Origin of the sequence: Methylomonas albis (genome assembly GCF_014850955.1) — a bacterium.
Classification (GTDB): domain Bacteria; phylum Pseudomonadota; class Gammaproteobacteria; order Methylococcales; family Methylomonadaceae; genus Methylomonas; species Methylomonas albis.
On record NZ_JACXSS010000001.1, the window covers coordinates 1,459,191 to 1,476,605 of the forward strand.

Sequence of the window (17,415 nt, forward strand, 5' to 3'; positions counted from 1 at the left end):
CCGTGATCATCGTAACCGGTGGCGCCGGCTTCATCGGCAGCAATCTGGTTTTGGGCCTGAATGCGCGCGGTTATGATGATATTTTAGTCGTCGATCATTTAAGCAACGGTATCAAATACCGCAACTTGGTCGACTGCAAGATAGCGGATTATCTGGATAGAAGCACCTTTTTGGAACGACTGCAACAAGGTGCTTTCCAAGCAGAAACGATAGAAGCCATATTTCATCAGGGCGCCTGCTCCAGCACTACCGAGTGGGACGGCCGCTATATGATGGACAACAATTATGAATACAGCAAAACCCTGTTTCATTATTGCCAAAGCCATAAAATCCCGTTTATTTACGCCTCCAGCGCCGCGACCTACGGTGCCGATTTAAGCTTTAAGGAAGAATTGGCTTATGAAGGCCCGCTGAATGTCTACGGTTATTCCAAGTTTCAGTTCGACCAATATTTGCGCAGGCACAGCAAACTGACCGCGCAAGTAGTGGGTCTGCGCTATTTCAATGTCTACGGTCCGCGTGAAGCGCACAAAGGCAGTATGGCCAGCGTTGCGTTTCATCTCAACAACCAGATCAAGCAAGGCGACGAGTTAAAATTGTTCGAAGGTTGTGATGGCTATGGCAACGGTGAGCAACGCCGCGATTTCGTATATGTCGGCGATGTGGTCGATATTAATCTCTGGTTTCTGGATAACCCGCAAGTGTCCGGCATCTACAACTGCGGCACGGGTCGCAGCCAAACCTTTAACGACGTAGCCAATGCGGTGATCAAGTTCCATCAGCGTGGCGAGATCAAGTACATCCCTTTCCCCGAGCAGCTTAAAGGTTGCTACCAAAGCTTCACCGAAGCCAATCTGGACAAATTACGCGCCACCGGCTGCAGCCATCACTTCAAAACAGTCGAGCAGGGCGTGCAACTTTATATGGAATGGCTTAACCGCTAAACTGCCAATCAGGGATATGCCGCAAAGCGCTGCGGCATATCACGTATTTTTTCCACCCGCCATTCCCGGTATGCGCCGGCGAAAAAGCTTAATCGCCTGATTTCTATTTGCTTGTGCGCTTGGGCGCGTATCGTGCTGGTAACATCCGGACAATAACGCAGCGATGGCACATGTCCGACCAAGTATTTTCCGCAAAATCTTCCGACAGCGGCGCGCAAGCCGAACCAAGCGCAGAACAAATTGCGGCATTCATCGATAAACATCGTGATGAACTTAGTCGTTTTATCGTGCGTAAACTGGGTTCGGAGGATATGTCCGCGGACATACTACAGGATGCTTATTTGCGACTGAGCCGCCAGCAAACCCAGGAAACCATCGATAATCCGCGGGCTTTCGTGTTTCGGGTTGTCGGCAATCTGGTGATCGACTACCAACGCCTTAGTGCCAATCGGCTCAAGCAGGATGTCGACGACGACACCTTCAACGCCGTTCCCGAACAGTCGCCCGGTCCCGAGCAGCGTTATCAGCAGAACCAGCGCTTGCAAGCCATTCATCAGGCCTTGGCGGAATTGCCCGAAGACTGCCGTCTGGCTTTTTATTGGAACCGGGTCGAAGGTCTTAGCCATACCGAAGTTGCGGCCCGCCTGCGCATTTCGGACAGCATGGTCGCCAAGCATTTGGCGCGGGCCATGCGGCATTGCCGGGACCGGCTCAAGCAACATTAAGGCACATGCCGGCCGCCCGGAAAATATCAGCAAGAACCGCCGCGTCATCCGTCATAATAGTTTCAACCGTCCACACCTTATGCCGATGAGTAACGCACCCGTTTCCGAAATCACCACCTTGTCCGATCAGGCCATTGATTGGGTGATACGGCTGCGCGCCGGAAACGCCGGCGCGCAGGAGCGGCGCGCGGCCGCCGAATGGCAAAATCGCAGCCCCTCGCACCGTCGCGCCTTTGCCGAGGCCGAACAACTATGGCTGGACATGGGCGAGGTCTGGTCGGTAACGGAGCTGCCGAGACCGACGCAAGCCATGGGCCGCCGATTTAGCCGGCCGGTCTGGCGCGGCTTGGCAGCGGCCGCTCTGGCTTTGGCTCTGGTTTTGCCGTTTTCCGGCCTTGGCGACCGCTGGTTCAGCGACTATTACACCGCTGTCGGCGAACAAAAAACCGTGACTTTGGCCGACGGCAGCCAAGTGCTGTTGAATACCGATACCGCATTGACGGTTGCCTATTCGGATACCGGCCGCAAACTGACATTGAAACACGGCCAGGCCTTATTCAAGGTCGCCGCCGACCGCAACCGGCCGTTTGAGGTAGCCACCGATACCGCAGTGGTCAAAGCGTTGGGGACGGTCTTTGAAGTGCTGCAGCAAGACCACGCCGCCCGCATCACGGTGCAGGAACACGCGGTTGGCGTAAAAGGTCTGCACGCTCCGGATTACCCGCCCGACGCCCGCATTCAAGAAGGCCAACAAGCGGTTTACAGTGCCGCCAACGGCTTGCAAGCCGCAGTGGCCGCCGATCCGCAGCAAAGCGCCGCCTGGCAGCGCGGTAAACTGGTCTTTAAAAATCAAGCCCTGGCCGACGTGGTTGCGGAACTGGACCGCTATTTCCCCGGAAAGATCGTTATCAGCGACGCCAAGCTGGCGGCGCTAAGGGTCAGCGGCGTCTTCCCCCTGGCGGACCGCGCTGCCACACTGGCGATGCTGCAACAAATCCTCGCGGTAAAAATCAGTCAAATCACGCCGTGGTTGACCGTGTTGCACGGTTAGCGCAAAAAAAAGTCCACCGCCATTACAAGATTTTTCCAGCCGTCCGTCTTAACCGGTACGCGGCAATGGTGCCGCCGCCACGTTAAGGACTACAGATGAAAAAATCACTCGATACCGGCAGCGTCCATCCCGGCCGGGCCCGTATGTTTAAACCCAAGCCTATTGCCGCATTATTACCGCTCGGCACTATCAGCCTGACCGCGATGGCCGGCGATGCTGCGCAAGCCTTTAACATCCCGGCGCAAGCCCTGGACAGCGCCCTCACCGAACTCGCCTACCAGACCAACCTGCGCCTGCTCTATCCGGCGGAACTGGTCGGCAAACTCCACTCCAGCCCGGTGTCCGGCCAATACACCCCGGAGCAGGCCATGCAGCGGATGTTGCAGGATTCCGGCTTGACTGTGCGAAAAACGGCGGATGGTACGTTTACGGTGGAACCAGCAGCGAATGCCGAGCCGCGCGCGGCGGCAACGATGCCGGCGGTGACGGTGATGGGGAAGGCTGTTTATGATTCGACTGATCCTTATAATCAAGATTACAACTTGACCAACACTAAAACTGCAACCAAAACGGATACCCCTATTATGGAGACGCCGTTTTCGGTGCAAGTGGTTTCCAAACAGGTCATCGAAGATCAGCAAGTAATACGTTTGAAAGACGCGCTGAGAAATATCAGTGGTGTAGTACAAGGTGGAGATGCGACGGGTTCCGACCATTTTAATATCCGTGGTTTCGATACGACGATGGTTTATCGGGACGGATCGCCCTTTCCGATCGCAGCAGGCATACCAACCAACCGCCGTGAAACCGCCAATATTGAGAGCATAGACGTGTTAAAAGGGCCGGCTTCACTGTTGTATGGGCGCACCGAACCGGGTGGCATAGTCAACGTCACGACGAAGCAGCCATTGTCCCATGCCTATTACTTGTTGCAGCAGCAATTCGGTTCTTACGACTTATACCGCACCACCGTAGACGCCACAGGGCCGATAACATCGGATAACTCACTACTCTATCGATTCAATTTGGCTTACCAAGACAACAATAGTTTTCGAGACTATGTCGGTAATGAACGTGTGTTTGTAGCGCCTGTTCTAACTTGGAATATCGATGCCAAAACCAAAGCAACATTTGAATTGGAATATCTTCATGACGAAAGCATCAACGATCCAGGTGTTCCGGGATTAGGTAATCGTCCAGCACCGGCGCCCCGAAATTCGTTTTTGAGCGAACCCAATGCCAAGATCACTACGGATAAGGTACTGGTCGGATTAAACTGGTCTCACCAGTTCAATGACGATTGGGAAATCTCACAGAGGTTTAATGCGGAATTCACCCAATACGACCAAATAGGCAGCTTTTTTTTCGGTCAGGCGTCTACGTCTGGAAATGTTGACAGAGGCTTTTTTAAAACCGAATCTCCCTGGGAAAAATACTACACCAATGTCAATTTGACCGGTAAATTCAATACCGGCGTGGTAAAACACAAATTATTAATGGGCGGCGATTACTTTCGAGAGGATCTTAATGTTAAGGAAGGTTGCTGCCCAAGTCCCAGCACACCTATCAACGTTTTCAATCCGATCCCCACCGGCTTGCCGAATTTCGACGTGGCACTGGTTGTAAAAACCAGTTCGGATTGGTTCGGCCTATACCTGCAGGATCAGTTGGAGTTACCGCATAATTTCTTTGCGCTTGGCGGCATGCGTTACGACAATGCCCAGGGTAATGACGAATTAAACGCCGGGGCCGTCACTATTGACGAGGATAGAGTTAGCCCGAGAGGCGGACTATTGTGGCGGCCGATTCCGGAGTTATCGCTCTATGGCAGTTACACAGAGAATTTCGGCGCGAATAACGGAGCGAACCGAAACGGGCAATTACTAAAACCCGAAACCGCCCAGCAATGGGAGACCGGTGTAAAAACCGAATGGTGGGATGGCCGTTTTTCCGCTTCCTTGGCCTATTTTGAACTAACTAAACAAAATATTCGAGTGACCGATCCAACTAATTTCACCTTGTCGAAATCAATAGGCGAAGCCAAGAGCCAAGGTATTGAAATAGACGCAAAAGGCGAAGTTATTCCTGGATGGAATATTATCGGCTCTTATGCGCATATTCCGGTGGCCAATATCACTAAGGATTTTGACTCCAGCGGCGGAAACGGTAACCAAGGGAATAGGCTATACAACTCGGCACGTAATTCAGGCAGTCTTTGGAATGTTTACGAATTCCAGGATGGCGATATGCAAGGCTTAAAGTTTGGTGCCGGAGCGGTAGTCGTTGGCAAGCGGCAAGCGGATAACGAAAATCTTGTGCAAATGCCAGGTTACGTTACGCTGAATCTAATGACGAGTTATCAACAGAGAATAGGGAATTCAAAGTTTACCGTCCAATTCAACGTCGATAATTTGTTGGATAAATCCTATTTCGCGTCGGCCAATGGTTTTAACCAACATTTCTTTGGTACGCCTAGAACCTTTTTGGGTTCGGTTCGGTTGGAGTATTAAATCGCGTACATTACTCGTTCCCACGCGCTGCGCGGGAATTCTAAACTCCGCCGCGCTACGGCACGAAATTACCGTGCCCGCACGATTGGTTTTAGTCCCTAAGCGCAACGGATTGGCTACCGGCCTGATGGTTTAAAACCCGTTGCAAACCCCGCCCGAAACCTTACGGGCGGGGTTTAGGCCAGTGAGATTGATGCTTGGCTCATACTGTCCGGAACCGGCTTGGGGTAGCTATGTGTGCAACAGCCAAGCAGGTTTTGAATTGATTAAACTCAACAGACTGGAGCCCATGCATTCTGCTTGCCTGATGTGCAAAATATCTGTATAAAAAACACATCATTTAACCAAGAGGAGCTGCTCATGTCCGTACGTTTCAATGTTGTGTTGTCCGATGACCTGAATCGGGAACTGGATAAGGCCGCGGAGGAAGGCGAAACCAATAAAAGCGAAATTTTGCGTAAAGCGATCACCCTGTATCTGGCGGCCAAGGATGGACGTCGGCGCGGGCTGAAAATCGGTTTGGTCGAACCTGAAACCCAAAAGCTGGAAACCGAAATTATCGGCTTATGAGCCATATCGATCTCAATAATCCGCCGCCCAATCATACATTCAGCGTTTCGGTTGACCGGCAGGAAACCGACGCCGAACGGAATGTCCGCTTATTCAAGGATTTAGCGCTCTTCATTGTTGCACTCGGTTTTGTGGTTTTAATCGTCTGGTTGTGCTACGCCACCTTGGTGGCAACTACCACCAGCGCGGAAGAGAAAAAGTGGGCGATGTCGGTCTTATCCGCGGCGACAGGCGGGATAATCGGTTATCTGTTGCGTAAATAATTCACCGTTTCTTGGCGGGGCAGGGAGTTAACCCCGACCTTAACAATTAACCCGCTTTAAAATTCCGCTAAAGCCTTGTGTGCCGGGATTACACCCGCCCCAGGTGACAGTTCCAGACCCTTGCCGATTACCGCCAACGGCGTATGCTTATAAGGATAAGCATAACTACAGCCAAGGAGCGCAACATGTCCACGCACAATCAATACATCCGCTGGTTTGCAGAACTTACCATCCACGATATTCCGCTGGTCGGCGGTAAAAATGCCTCGCTCGGCGAGATGTATCGCGAGTTGGCCTCGGAGGGCGTGATTGTCCCCAATGGTTTTGCGATTACCGCCGAAGCTTATCGTTATATGCTGGATCAGGCCAATGCTTGGCCTCGTTTGCATGCCTTACTCGACGACGTCGATGCCGACGATGTTGCAGACTTGGCGCGCCGTGCGCAACAGGTGCGTGATTTGGTATATGCGGCGCCGTTGCCGGCCGATTTGCAGCAACAAATTCTGGATGCTTTTCATGAATTACAGCAGCAGTATCCAGAAGACTTAACCGTCGCGGTGCGCAGCTCCGCCACCGCCGAGGATTTGCCCACCGCTAGCTTTGCCGGTCAGCAAGATACGTATCTGAATATTCGCGGCGGCCAAGCTTTGCTGGATGCCTGCAAGCGTTGTTTTGCCAGTCTGTTTACCGACCGGGCGATTCATTATCGGCTGGATCAAGGCTTCGATCATTTCAAAATCGGTTTGTCGATTGGCGTGATGAAAATGGTGCGTTCCGACTTGGCGGCCAGCGGCGTGATGTTTTCGCTGGATACCGAGTCGGGCTTCAGCGATGCCGTGTTTATCACCGGGGCTTATGGCTTGGGTGAAAACGTCGTACAAGGCGCGGTCGATCCGGACGAGTTTTACGTGCATAAACCCACATTCACACAAGGCTATCGGGCGGTATTGCGACGCACGCTGGGTGCCAAAAAAATCAAGATGATCTATAGCGATGGCCGCACCCGCGAACCGATTCGCAACGTCGCCACCTCAAATCAGGAGCGTCGGCAGTTTTGTATCGACGATGCGGAAGTGCTGCAATTGGCCGATTACGCGCTGAAAATTGAACGCCACTACGGCCGGTCTATGGACATGGAATGGGCCAAGGACGGTTTGGACGGGAAGCTATATATCGTGCAGGCCCGCCCGGAAACCGTGGCTTCCCAAAAGTTGGGTAACGTGTTGGAACAATACCAGCTCAAACAAGCAGGCGACGCCATCGTCAAAGGTCATGCCGTAGGCAGTAAGATCGCGGTGGGTCAGGCGCGGGTGATAGACAACGTCGCTAAACTGGGTAGTTTCAAACCGGGCGAAGTCTTGGTGGCCGATATGACCACGCCGGATTGGGAGCCGGTGATGAAAACCGCCGCCGCCATCGTCACCAACCGCGGCGGGCGTACTTGCCACGCAGCGATCATTGCCCGCGAGTTGGGCGTGCCGGCCGTAATCGGTTGCGAGAACGCGACGGCCGCGATAGCGAGCGGCAGCCTGGTCACGGTGTCGTGCGCGGAAGGCGATGTCGGCAAAGTCTATGCCGGCCGGCTGGATTTTGACGTGACGCAGACGGATTTGTCGCAACTGCAGCGGCCAAAAACCAAGATCATGCTCAATCTGGGTAATCCGGAGTTGGCGTTTAAACTTAGCTTTCTGCCCAATGACGGCGTCGGCCTGGCGCGGATGGAGTTCATCATCACCGAATATATCAAGGCCCATCCGATGGCTTTGATTCACCCGGAAAAAGTCGCAGACGCCGGCGAACTGGAGCAACTAAAGCAGTTGACCGAAGGCTATACCCTGCCGGAAGAGTTCTTTATTCAACGTTTGGCGGAAGGTGTTGGTACCATCGGCGCGGCGTTTTATCCGAAGCCGGTGGTGGTGCGGATGTCGGACTTTAAAACCAACGAATACGCCACCTTGCTGGGCGGGCGTTGGTTCGAGCGCGATGAAGCCAATCCGATGATCGGGTTTCGCGGTGCCTCCCGCTATGTACATCCGGCCTATGCCGAAGGTTTTGCCTTGGAATGCGCGGCAATGAAGCGCGTGCGCGAGCAAATGGGGCTGAAGAATGTGGTGTTGATGATCCCTTTTTGCCGGCGAATAGACGAAGCCGAGCGGGTATTAGCTTACATGGCGGAGCTGGGTTTAAAACGTGGCGATGACGGCCTGGACATTTACGTAATGTGCGAGATACCGAATAACGTCATTCTGATCGACGAGTTCGCCAAGCTGTTCGACGGTTTTTCGATTGGCTCCAACGACTTGACCCAATTGACCCTGGGTGTAGACCGGGATTCGGAAATCGTCGCCAACGACTTTGACGAGCGCGATGCCGGCGTGAAGACCATGATCAAATGGGCTGTGGAAGGTGCGCGCCGCAATGGTCGGCATTCCGGTTTGTGTGGTCAAGCGCCATCCGATTACCCGGAAATGGCCGAATATCTGGTAGAAATCGGCATCGATTCGATGAGTTTGAATCCGGATACCGTGTTGCAGACCACTCAACTCGTACTGGCGCTGGAAAAAAGACTAGGTCGTTGAATTTGTGGATGTTAACGCCCACTTAGAGAAGGAGTTGGTGGGACTCCGCCAATTTTACCTCGCTTCTAAGTAGCTGAGATCAGACTGCTTGGTTCTGCGACAAAATGTATGAGCGGATTTATTCGTTAGTATTCGGCGAAGACATTGGCTGAATAATTTGAGCTTGGCTAACAAGCTTTTGAATAAGCTGTGAGAAATAGGCGATCCCCCGTTGGTGGGTGAGGCATATAACCTGTTTTATCTGTAAAGTTAAACTTTATCTTCTTAACTATTTGAATATATTGAATTATAAATGCGGCATTAATGTTGCTTATCATTGGTTGCAGCTATGAGGTGGCGCTTGCAATATGGCACTTCAATCCAATGCTGTGTATCTGTAACACTATATTCAATCAGGAAGGAACAATGACGCAATTTAAAAAACTGGCTATCGCAGGCGCTATCTCAGCGGCAATGATGGGCGCGCCTTCAGCGGAAGCTTCAGTGGTTTACAACCTCAACACTGGTCTCGCCAACGGCGATGCGGTAGGTCCATGGTCCGATGGCACAAACACCAGTCCAACGGGTTATACCGGCCATTTGCCAGCAACTTGGCTGGATAATATCCAAACCAACAATCAAACGGACACTGTTTCCACTGCTGGTCTGCTAGCCGCAGCTCCCTCCACCACTCTCAAGGTTGAGTCTCTGTCCAACCGATGGAATCCTGCCAATAGCTGGGGTAATGCGCTGGATTTTGGCCTAATCACCTTAAGCTCCGTAAGTAATTTAACCATTACGGTTGCGGCTGATGCGTCCCTTAGCTCAAATTTTAAACCAGGTTTTACCTTGTTTAGCGGCTGGGATACGTCTGCTACTAGCAATAAGCATGGCTCATGGAACGTAGCCTTACCCGCAGTGCCGGTTAATCCTAGAGGCACAACCGGTTTAACTTATCTAGGCCAAGCATCCTCTGCTGTAGGTGGCGGCACAGCTACCTATACTTTTACCAATCTGGCAGCAGGCAATTACAGCTTGTGGATTGGTGGTGCAGGCCTAGGTACTTCAACCACTGGTGGTCAAACCTATGTCGCCACTCTTAGTACTTCGCCGGTGCCCGTTCCCGGTGCGGTTTGGCTATTCGGTAGTGCTATGGCTGGCCTGATCGGCTTCGGTGGTCGTCGTAAAGCGGCGGTCACTGCTTAAGGTCGGAAATGCCGCTGCAAGTCTGAATGTTTGTAGCGCAAGGAATTGTAGTATCAGGATTAATCAGGAAGATTCGCCACGGATGGCGTATTTGTAGATTGGTCTGCTAAGGACTTGGCGGGCGTACCCCCCCCAAGGCTTTAGCCGAATTCGGTTGGATTAACATCGTATTGGGTAATCTCGAGACCCGCTTCGGCGGCGCTTGCCGTGCCTTCGACTGTGCCAAGTATGGCATTCGCTACTTCGCGGCATTTGTGTATCGCTTTGACCGTGTTTTCACCTGGACGCTTTAGCCTTGCGTTTACACGTTACCGCAGTCAATATCGCCCCGCCAAATCGGCTGCCCGTCAAGCTGAAGGAGCTTTCTAACCGGAAGGTAGGTTTATGAAGGGCATCAGTCTGCCAGTTGAGCACGGGTGAACAGGTGGTCAGGGGAATCAAAATTATGTTATTTCACTTATTTTTTCTAAGCTGAATCACGAGTTTTTCCTGAGAGTCAAGAATAAGTAAACTCTAATTGCTTGTAATTAATACGTTTTATAGATGGCATAAGGATTGCATTTTGCAGGCAAGCGCCTGTCAGTGATTGCTTACAAGATTGTTGTTGAGTCCTGGGTCTAAGGCGCTTTCTCCCCTAATTTAAGACGTAAGGTAAAACGTATGATCAAAACAAAACTAGCAAAAGCGATTTCGCTGGCGGTTGCAGGTATGGCTCTATCAGCTACTGCGTCGGCGACCGTCACAACCATGTACAACGCGACGACTGGTGTCGACGGATCTGTCGCTGCCGGCACGACGAATCCGAATGCGTATCAGTCGGTTGATGCAAATAACAATCCGATTACGATTCGGGACCCCTCATATCTCGGCCAGACGGATGGTTGGAGCAACGGTGCCGGTGAGCAGACATTAGGGGGCGCTACGACGCCAGCGGTATCCGGCTGGACCAATCCGACCACAGGCGTCACCTATGCCGCCGGAGCACGAGTACCGGTTGGTTACTATGCTACTCAAAATTGGGTGGGAACCGGTAGTCCAAGTACGGCAGCGTTTGGTTATGACGGTGCGCACATGAACTGGGGTATCAACATAACCGGCGGTAACGGCGGTACCGGTACCATTTCGGCGGCGGATTCCTTTGCAAACTACGGCATTTATGCGGATCTCGATACCGCTAAAGGTGCTTGGGCAGCTACCAATACGGGCGGTGCGCAAGCTGGTTGGCGCCACGACCTAGACGTCGGATTGTTCAAGTCCGATACTTCCGGTACTGTGACTCTTACTGCGCAAGGCATTCTGAATCCTAATGCCCAATTTGGCTTCACTGTATTTCATGGCATGGATCACACCACCGGCTATATGCACCACGTTTCCTGGAATGCCAACAACAATACCACTGGCATAACTGATCTCTCCAATCCTTACATCGGCGGTACAAACCCGCTTAACAATGGCACAAACTCCGGAACCGGCTTAACAACGGCCGAAATTGTTGCTGCCAGCGTTGGGGTTCTGAGTACGACAGACCCTTTCACCGGCACTACCAACATGAACACCATTACGTTTAATGCTGTCGCCGGCGAATATTACACCATCTTCCTGGGTGGCTATATGGGCGGAGCTTGGCAAACAACGACTGACGGCTATTCTTTGACTGTCTCTCAAGTGCCAGTCCCTGGCGCAGTCTGGCTGTTCGGCAGTGCAATGGCTGGCCTGATCGGTTTTGGCGGTCGTCGTAAAGCTGCAGTAGCTGTCTAAAGAAGGCTGTTAGTTGTAAAACTGATGGTTTGTAGCGCAAGGAATATAGTTTTAGGATTAGTCAGGAAGATTCGCCACGGATGGCGTTTTATTGATAAGTCTGCTCAAGACTAGGCGTAGCTAGAGCATGCAATCAGCGCCAACAGCGGCGGGGTGTCACTGTCAGTCTATCGTCGTTGGCGGGCGCACACCCAAGGCTTTAGCCGAATTCGGTTGGATCAACACCGCTTCGGATAATCTCAAAACCAGCTTCGACTTTGTCAAGTACGACATTCGCTACTTGGCTGCATTTGTGTATCGGTTTAACCGGGCTTCCACTTGGCAGCTTGACCTATGCGTTTATTCCTTACCACCGTCAATATCGGGCCCCGCCAATTGAGCTGGCTTCGTGAAGTTGAAGGAGCATTCAAATCAGGGTGTGGGCCTATGCAGGGCATCAGCCTGCCAGCAGAGTACGGGTCGACAGATGGTCAGGGGAATCGTAATTATGTTATTTCACTTATTTTTTCTGAGCTAAATCACCGGTTTTTACTGGGTGCCTAGAATAAGTAAACTCTAATTGTTTGTAATTTATACGTTTTATAAGTGGCATAAGGATTGCCTTATCGAGACAGGCGTCTGTCGGTTATGGCTTACAGGTTTGTTTGCCGTGTATGTAGCCTAAGGTGCTTTCTCCCCTAACTTTAGATGTAAGGTAAAAACGTATGATCAACACAAAATTGGCTAAGGCTGTTTCTTTAGCTGTTGCCGGCGTGGCGCTGTCAGCGGGTTCGACCAGCGCATTGGCGTCAACCACGATGTATAACACTTTCAATGCATTTGGCTCTGCTCAAGCAACCGATGCTAATTCGACTGGCACACAACCCACTACAGATGGTTGGACACATTTATATGATGGGGCTGATGTTAATACTGTAGCCACTGGTGTGGAAAGTAAAGGGCATTTGGGTACGGTTGTGCCTTGGGTAGGCACTACAGGCGGCGCTCAACCATTTGGGTACACTGGGTCTGCTCCTCTAAACTGGGCAATTCAACTGGGCTCTGCTTCCGATAGCGGCGTAATTTCCCAGGCTGATTCGACCAAGTACGGCATCTTTGCGGATATTGATACTGCCAAGGGTGCATGGAGCGACGCTTCTCTCAGCGGCGCTTCCGGTTGGAGGCATAATATCGATATCGGTTTGTTCAAGGCGGATGTTGCTACCGACGTGAAATTAAGCGCTGCTGGTTTGACCCAAGCAGGCACCAACTTCGGTTTTACCATTTTTAAAGGATTGGATACCTTGCAGGGCGATTATGGGCATCATGGGAGTTGGAACAACGGTAACAATTCAGCAGGTGTAACGTCTACCTCATTGTTTTCTGCTGCGACTTCGTTTACCACTGCGGATATCGTTGCCTACAGTGTGGGTGGAGCAACGCCTAGCAATATCAACGATATTATCTTCCATGCGGATGCCGGCCAAGTTTATACCATCGTTTTGGGTGGCTATCGCAATGGCGCCTGGGGTAATACTGGTGACGGCTATGTCTTAAACGTTCAAGCGGTTCCAGTGCCCGGCGCTGTTTGGTTGTTCGGTAGTGCAATGGCTGGCCTGATCGGCTTTGGCGGTCGTCGTAAAGCGGCGGTAACCGCTTAAAGTCGGAAAGGTTGCTGCAAATCTGAGGTTTTGTAGTGTAAGGGATTGTAGGTTCAGGATTAATCAGGAAGATTCGCCACGGACGGCGTCTTTGTAGATAGGTCTGCCAAGGACTTGGTGGACCTATTTCATTCAGTAGGCTTGACACCACCATGTCTCGGGCTACTGCTGTAATAGCCATTAAATTCTAAGCATACCCTTTTGCTATACTCTCATTATTTTTGAGGGGGGATGTTCGTGCTCAATGTCGCAATGATGGTTGCAAAACGCTCTGTGTTCTTGCTGCCCGACTGGTTTTAAAAGCAGATGCGTCAGCTCTATACCCTGGTCTTCGGTCTGATTTTACCTGTCGTATTGCTTCGGCTTTACCGGCGTGGACGCAAAGCACCCGCCTATCGGCAGCGCTGGCGTGAGCGCTTGGGTATCTATTCCACTAAGTCCAAGCGCAATGTCATCTGGTTGCACGCTGTTTCGGTGGGGGAAGCGGAAGCGGCTTTTCCATTGATTAAGCTGTTGCAGGCTAAATATCCGGATATGCCGATATTGGTTACCACCACCACGCCCACCGGTTCGGCACGAGTGCAAGCAGTGCTGGCCGACCAAGTCGAACATGTCTATCTGCCTTATGATTTACCATTTATAGTCGAGCGCTTTCTTAAGCATTTTCGGCCAAGGCTGGCGGTAATCATGGAAAAGGAGATCTGGCCGAATTTGTTTGCCGCTTGCGCGGCGCATGCGATTCCACTGTTTGTGATCAATGCGCGATTGTCCGAGCGATCAGCCCGTTCTTATCGAAAAATCCCGCTGTTGGTAAAACCCGCTTTGGCTTGCGTGAACACGATTGCCGTGCAAACCGGGGAAGATCGCTTGCGGTTTATCGGAATCGGTGCTGAATCCGCGCAAGTGCAGGTGTTGGGGAATATCAAGTTTGACGTGACTATAGATGCCGATACGATCAATGCAGGGCTGGCACTGAAGCAACAGTTATTTGCCCAACGTTGGGTTTTGATTATCGCCAGCACCCATCAAGGCGAAGAGGAGGTTTTTTTTGATCTCTACCCAGCTCTGAAGGCTAGCATACCTGAGTTGTTACTGTTGATCGTGCCGCGTCATCCCGAACGTTTTCAATCGGTGAAAAAGCTTTGTGAACAGCGCGAGTTGGCTGTGCTGATGCGTAGTGAGCAGCGGGCCTGCCACGATCAAACCGATGTCTATATCGGCGATAGTATGGGCGAGTTAAAAATGTTGTATGCCGTCGCCGATCTTGCTTTCGTGGGCGGCAGTTTGGTCGCGGTGGGTGGACACAATGTGCTGGAGCCGGCAGCGATTGGTGTGCCGGTATTATTTGGCCCTGAGATGTTTAATTTTCAGGAAATTGCCGAGCGAATTTTAGCCGCTGAAGGCGCTATACAGTGCACCGACAGCTCGTCCCTGATGGCTACGGTCATGCATTTGTATCGGGATGAGCCGTTTAGAAGTAGCCTGGCCGGCAATGGCAGGCTGTTTGTGCAGAATAATCAAGGGGCAACGGCTAAGGTAGCGGCTTTGCTCGAACAGAACTTGTAAGTTTTGCCGAAAGAGGCGGGTGGTTTGCAGGGAACTGCGTGGTTTTTTCCGTTATAATTCGCCTGTTTTTTAATTTGTATAAAGGTGTGAAGCGCGTTATGTCCGATATTAAAAAAGTGGTGTTGGCCTATTCCGGTGGATTGGATACCTCGGTTATTTTGAAGTGGCTGCAAGATGTCTATCAATGCGAAGTGGTGACATTTACCGCCGACATCGGCCAAGGCGAGGAGTTGGAGCCGGCCCGAGCCAAGGCGACCGCCGCAGGCATCAAGGAAATTTATATCGACGATTTACGCGAAGAGTTTGCCCGTGATTTCGTGTTTCCCATGTTCCGCGCCAATACTGTTTACGAAGGCGAGTATCTGCTCGGTACGTCGATTGCGCGGCCGCTAATTGCTAAGCGTTTGATCGAAATTGCCAACGAAACCGGTGCCGAGGCGGTTTCGCACGGGGCGACCGGTAAAGGTAACGACCAAGTGCGCTTTGAATTGGGCGCTTATGCCTTGCGTCCGGATATTAAAATCATTGCACCATGGCGCGAATGGGATTTGAACTCCCGGCAGAAACTGCTGGACTATGCCGAACAGCATGGCATTTCCGTAGAAATGAAAAAGGGTAAAACCTCGCCTTATTCCATGGATGCCAACTCGCTGCATATTTCTTACGAAGGCCGGATTCTGGAAAATCCCTGGACGGAGCCCGAAGAAGATATGTGGCGCTGGACCGTATCCCCGGAAAATGCGCCTGACAAAGCCACTTATATCGAGCTGACGTACCAAAACGGTGACATCGTTGCCATTGACGATGTGCCGCATACGCCGCATCAAGTAATGGAGAAACTGAACAAAATCGCCGGTGCCAACGGCGTGGGTCGTTTGGACATCGTCGAGAACCGTTATGTCGGCATGAAGTCCAGAGGCTGCTACGAAACGCCGGCCGGCACCGTGATGTTGAGAGCGCATCGAGCAATCGAATCGCTGACGCTGGACCGCGAAGTGGCACATTTGAAAGACGAGTTGATGCCGCGCTATGCCTCCTTGATTTATAACGGTTACTGGTGGAGTCCGGAACGGGCAATGCTGCAAACCATGATCGACGCTTCGCAGGTCAACGTTAACGGTAAGGTCCGGGTGAAATTGTATAAAGGCAATGTGATTGTGGTTGGTCGGGCTTCGGAAACCAATAGTTTGTTCGATGAAAATATCGCCACTTTTGAAGAAGATGGCGGCGCTTACAACCAAAAAGATGCCGAAGGCTTTATCAAACTGAACGCTTTGAGAATGCGGATTGCTGCTAAAAAAGGTCGCTGATTGCGGTTTGTATAAAACAGGACATTTTTGATTTAGCTTGTATAATGCGCCGATGTATTTCCGTTGTGCATGTGGTTCCATTTAGGCGCCACATGCTCTGGTTAATATCAATAGAGCTTCCCGATTAGCAACACTAAAAGAATAATGAGCGATATGCCTGAGATTAATCTGGATGATGTCAATACCGATAAGCATGAGATAGTCTATCTGCGCGCCCATCAGCATCAGGCGCTGATGAAGGCTAATCGCTTTTTGTTGATGCTGGTGTTGGCCTTGATGGCAGCGGTTTTTTTGTTGGGTTTTGTCTTATTACCTAAGCAAAACCTGTTGACCGAAATGCAAAAAAATCAGGCTATCTCGACGGCTTATGCTACCCAGAATCCGGCGCTATCCGCCGAAATCAGCGCGTTGAAAGGCCAGTTGTTCGGTTTGTTAAGCGGTTCTATTGACAGCAAATTAAGATCTCTGGAAGAAAATATCAAAAAAGGTAGCGTCGCCGATTCCTTGGATACCATTCAGGATTTGAAAGGCGATGTGAAAATACTGACCACTTATTCTGTCGATCCGCCGGCTAAGGTTGAAGGCGCGACTGTCAATCAGGCTCTGATCAAAGAATTGAATGACATTAAGGATTTGGTATATCTGACTTTTGTCTCTTGCGGGCTGATGATCGCGGCGTTTGCCGGGGTTTGGTTGCGCAGCCGCTATCGCTTAACCCAGCAACGTAGCCCGCAGGCTTATCTCGGTCGTCAAGACTAGCCGGCTTTTACAGTTACCATAAAAAAGCCGCTGTCCCGTGAGGGGCAGCGGCTTTTTGTTTGCCTGGAAGGCTACGATTATTTTTTCAGATATTCGTAAACTGCATCGATCGCTTGGTCTTCGGTGTAACCTGATTTTTTCACAGGACCGATTTCCATGATGGCTGCAACAGCTTTAGGCATACCATTTTTGCCTTCTTTTAAAACTTTGGCGAATTGGTCTTTAGGCAGTTTGCCGGCGCCGATCAAAGCCGATAATTGTGGGTTGGAAGCGATGTCATGGCAAGCGCCGCAACCACGACCGAAAGCACGCTCATAAATTTTTGCGCCGATTTCTTCCGCTTCGTTAGCTGCAACTTGACCGCTGATAGCGATTAAGGTCGCGCCTACTAATAAACCGAATGACTTTTTCATATGATTCTCTCGTTGTGTTAAAAAAAAAGAACTGCATATTGTTATTTGAATAAGCAGTTGATTGGGAAATTAAGCGGGTAAAGGATAGGGAACTTTAGCGAAAAATTCAATCGATTTTCTCTTTTGCTTCAGTCTTTACCGG

General features: G+C 51.2%; 15 protein-coding genes and 1 pseudogene. 14 read left to right on the plus strand and 2 right to left on the minus strand.

The window, feature by feature from the left end:
• Nucleotides 1-2 precede the first annotated feature (2 nt).
• Nucleotides 3-944, plus strand: a complete 942-nt coding sequence (rfaD, locus tag EBA_RS06770) for an ADP-glyceromanno-heptose 6-epimerase (RefSeq protein ID WP_192373944.1) — start codon at nucleotides 3-5, stop codon at nucleotides 942-944.
• Nucleotides 945-952: 8 nt separating this feature from the next.
• On the opposite strand, the gene EBA_RS06775 is transcribed toward rfaD, so the two are convergent.
• Nucleotides 953-1,114 carry a hypothetical protein gene (locus EBA_RS06775; RefSeq protein WP_192373945.1) on the minus strand — a complete coding sequence of 54 codons (162 nt, stop codon included), beginning with the start codon at nucleotides 1,112-1,114 and terminating at the stop codon, nucleotides 953-955.
• On the opposite strand from EBA_RS06775, the gene EBA_RS06780 reads away from it, so the two are divergent.
• From EBA_RS06780 to EBA_RS06840, 13 genes and pseudogenes are all read left to right on the plus strand, one after another.
• Entirely contained in the window at nucleotides 1,115-1,669 is a 555-nt protein-coding gene (locus EBA_RS06780) for a sigma-70 family RNA polymerase sigma factor (protein WP_192373946.1), read from the plus strand. It abuts the gene before it with no gap.
• A gap of 85 nt (nucleotides 1,670-1,754) precedes the next feature.
• Nucleotides 1,755-2,720, plus strand: coding sequence for a FecR family protein (locus EBA_RS06785; protein WP_225615986.1), 966 nt, complete (start codon nucleotides 1,755-1,757; stop codon nucleotides 2,718-2,720).
• Between the two features lie 95 nt (nucleotides 2,721-2,815).
• The gene (locus EBA_RS06790) at nucleotides 2,816-5,230 is read left to right on the plus strand and encodes a TonB-dependent siderophore receptor (RefSeq protein WP_192373947.1); all 2,415 of its coding nucleotides are present in this window, start codon (nucleotides 2,816-2,818) and stop codon (nucleotides 5,228-5,230) included.
• A 360-nt stretch (nucleotides 5,231-5,590) separates the two neighbouring features.
• Complete coding sequence (locus EBA_RS06795) at nucleotides 5,591-5,800, plus strand: ribbon-helix-helix domain-containing protein (protein WP_020482455.1); 210 nt, start codon at nucleotides 5,591-5,593, stop codon at nucleotides 5,798-5,800.
• A complete protein-coding gene (locus EBA_RS06800) occupies nucleotides 5,797-6,063 on the plus strand; it encodes a hypothetical protein (RefSeq protein ID WP_192373948.1) in 267 nt (88 codons plus the stop codon). The genes EBA_RS06795 and EBA_RS06800 overlap by 4 nt, the downstream gene beginning before the upstream one ends.
• Before the next feature lie 185 nt (nucleotides 6,064-6,248).
• Nucleotides 6,249-8,642, plus strand: coding sequence for a phosphoenolpyruvate synthase (gene ppsA / locus EBA_RS06805; RefSeq protein ID WP_192373949.1), 2,394 nt, complete (start codon nucleotides 6,249-6,251; stop codon nucleotides 8,640-8,642).
• A gap of 405 nt (nucleotides 8,643-9,047) precedes the next feature.
• Nucleotides 9,048-9,827, plus strand: a complete 780-nt coding sequence (locus tag EBA_RS06810; protein WP_192373950.1) for a hypothetical protein — start codon at nucleotides 9,048-9,050, stop codon at nucleotides 9,825-9,827.
• Between the two features lie 660 nt (nucleotides 9,828-10,487).
• Entirely contained in the window at nucleotides 10,488-11,585 is a 1,098-nt protein-coding gene (locus EBA_RS06815) for a PEP-CTERM sorting domain-containing protein (protein ID WP_192373951.1), read from the plus strand.
• 133 nt (nucleotides 11,586-11,718) lie between these two features.
• A pseudogene (locus EBA_RS06820) lies at nucleotides 11,719-11,895 on the plus strand (IS1595 family transposase); the annotation flags it as partial.
• 394 nt (nucleotides 11,896-12,289) lie between these two features.
• Nucleotides 12,290-13,225: a PEP-CTERM sorting domain-containing protein gene (locus EBA_RS06825; protein WP_192373952.1), complete on the plus strand. Its 936-nt coding sequence runs from the start codon at nucleotides 12,290-12,292 to the stop codon at nucleotides 13,223-13,225.
• Between the two features lie 306 nt (nucleotides 13,226-13,531).
• Nucleotides 13,532-14,791: a lipid IV(A) 3-deoxy-D-manno-octulosonic acid transferase gene (gene waaA / locus EBA_RS06830; protein ID WP_192373953.1), complete on the plus strand. Its 1,260-nt coding sequence runs from the start codon at nucleotides 13,532-13,534 to the stop codon at nucleotides 14,789-14,791.
• A 98-nt stretch (nucleotides 14,792-14,889) separates the two neighbouring features.
• Entirely contained in the window at nucleotides 14,890-16,101 is a 1,212-nt protein-coding gene (locus EBA_RS06835; protein WP_192373954.1) for an argininosuccinate synthase, read from the plus strand.
• 144 nt (nucleotides 16,102-16,245) lie between these two features.
• On the plus strand, nucleotides 16,246-16,860 hold the full coding sequence (locus tag EBA_RS06840) for a hypothetical protein (RefSeq protein ID WP_192373955.1): 615 nt from the start codon (nucleotides 16,246-16,248) through the stop codon (nucleotides 16,858-16,860).
• A gap of 77 nt (nucleotides 16,861-16,937) precedes the next feature.
• Here the strand turns inward: EBA_RS06840 and EBA_RS06845 are convergent, their stop codons facing one another.
• Entirely contained in the window at nucleotides 16,938-17,273 is a 336-nt protein-coding gene (locus EBA_RS06845; RefSeq protein ID WP_192373956.1) for a c-type cytochrome, read from the minus strand.
• Nucleotides 17,274-17,415 lie beyond the last annotated feature (142 nt).

Coding starts and splice junctions, on each gene's coding strand:
- EBA_RS06780 (WP_192373946.1), top strand. CDS start 1,115: ATGTCCGACCAAGTATTTTCCGCAAAATCTTCCGACAGCGGCGCGCAA.
- EBA_RS06785 (WP_225615986.1), top strand. CDS start 1,755: ATGAGTAACGCACCCGTTTCCGAAATCACCACCTTGTCCGATCAGGCC.
- EBA_RS06790 (WP_192373947.1), top strand. CDS start 2,816: ATGAAAAAATCACTCGATACCGGCAGCGTCCATCCCGGCCGGGCCCGT.
- EBA_RS06795 (WP_020482455.1), top strand. CDS start 5,591: ATGTCCGTACGTTTCAATGTTGTGTTGTCCGATGACCTGAATCGGGAA.
- EBA_RS06800 (WP_192373948.1), top strand. CDS start 5,797: ATGAGCCATATCGATCTCAATAATCCGCCGCCCAATCATACATTCAGC.
- ppsA (WP_192373949.1), top strand. CDS start 6,249: ATGTCCACGCACAATCAATACATCCGCTGGTTTGCAGAACTTACCATC.
- EBA_RS06810 (WP_192373950.1), top strand. CDS start 9,048: ATGACGCAATTTAAAAAACTGGCTATCGCAGGCGCTATCTCAGCGGCA.
- EBA_RS06815 (WP_192373951.1), top strand. CDS start 10,488: ATGATCAAAACAAAACTAGCAAAAGCGATTTCGCTGGCGGTTGCAGGT.
- EBA_RS06825 (WP_192373952.1), top strand. CDS start 12,290: ATGATCAACACAAAATTGGCTAAGGCTGTTTCTTTAGCTGTTGCCGGC.
- waaA (WP_192373953.1), top strand. CDS start 13,532: ATGCGTCAGCTCTATACCCTGGTCTTCGGTCTGATTTTACCTGTCGTA.
- EBA_RS06835 (WP_192373954.1), top strand. CDS start 14,890: ATGTCCGATATTAAAAAAGTGGTGTTGGCCTATTCCGGTGGATTGGAT.
- EBA_RS06840 (WP_192373955.1), top strand. CDS start 16,246: ATGAGCGATATGCCTGAGATTAATCTGGATGATGTCAATACCGATAAG.
- EBA_RS06845 (WP_192373956.1), bottom strand. CDS start 17,273: ATGAAAAAGTCATTCGGTTTATTAGTAGGCGCGACCTTAATCGCTATC.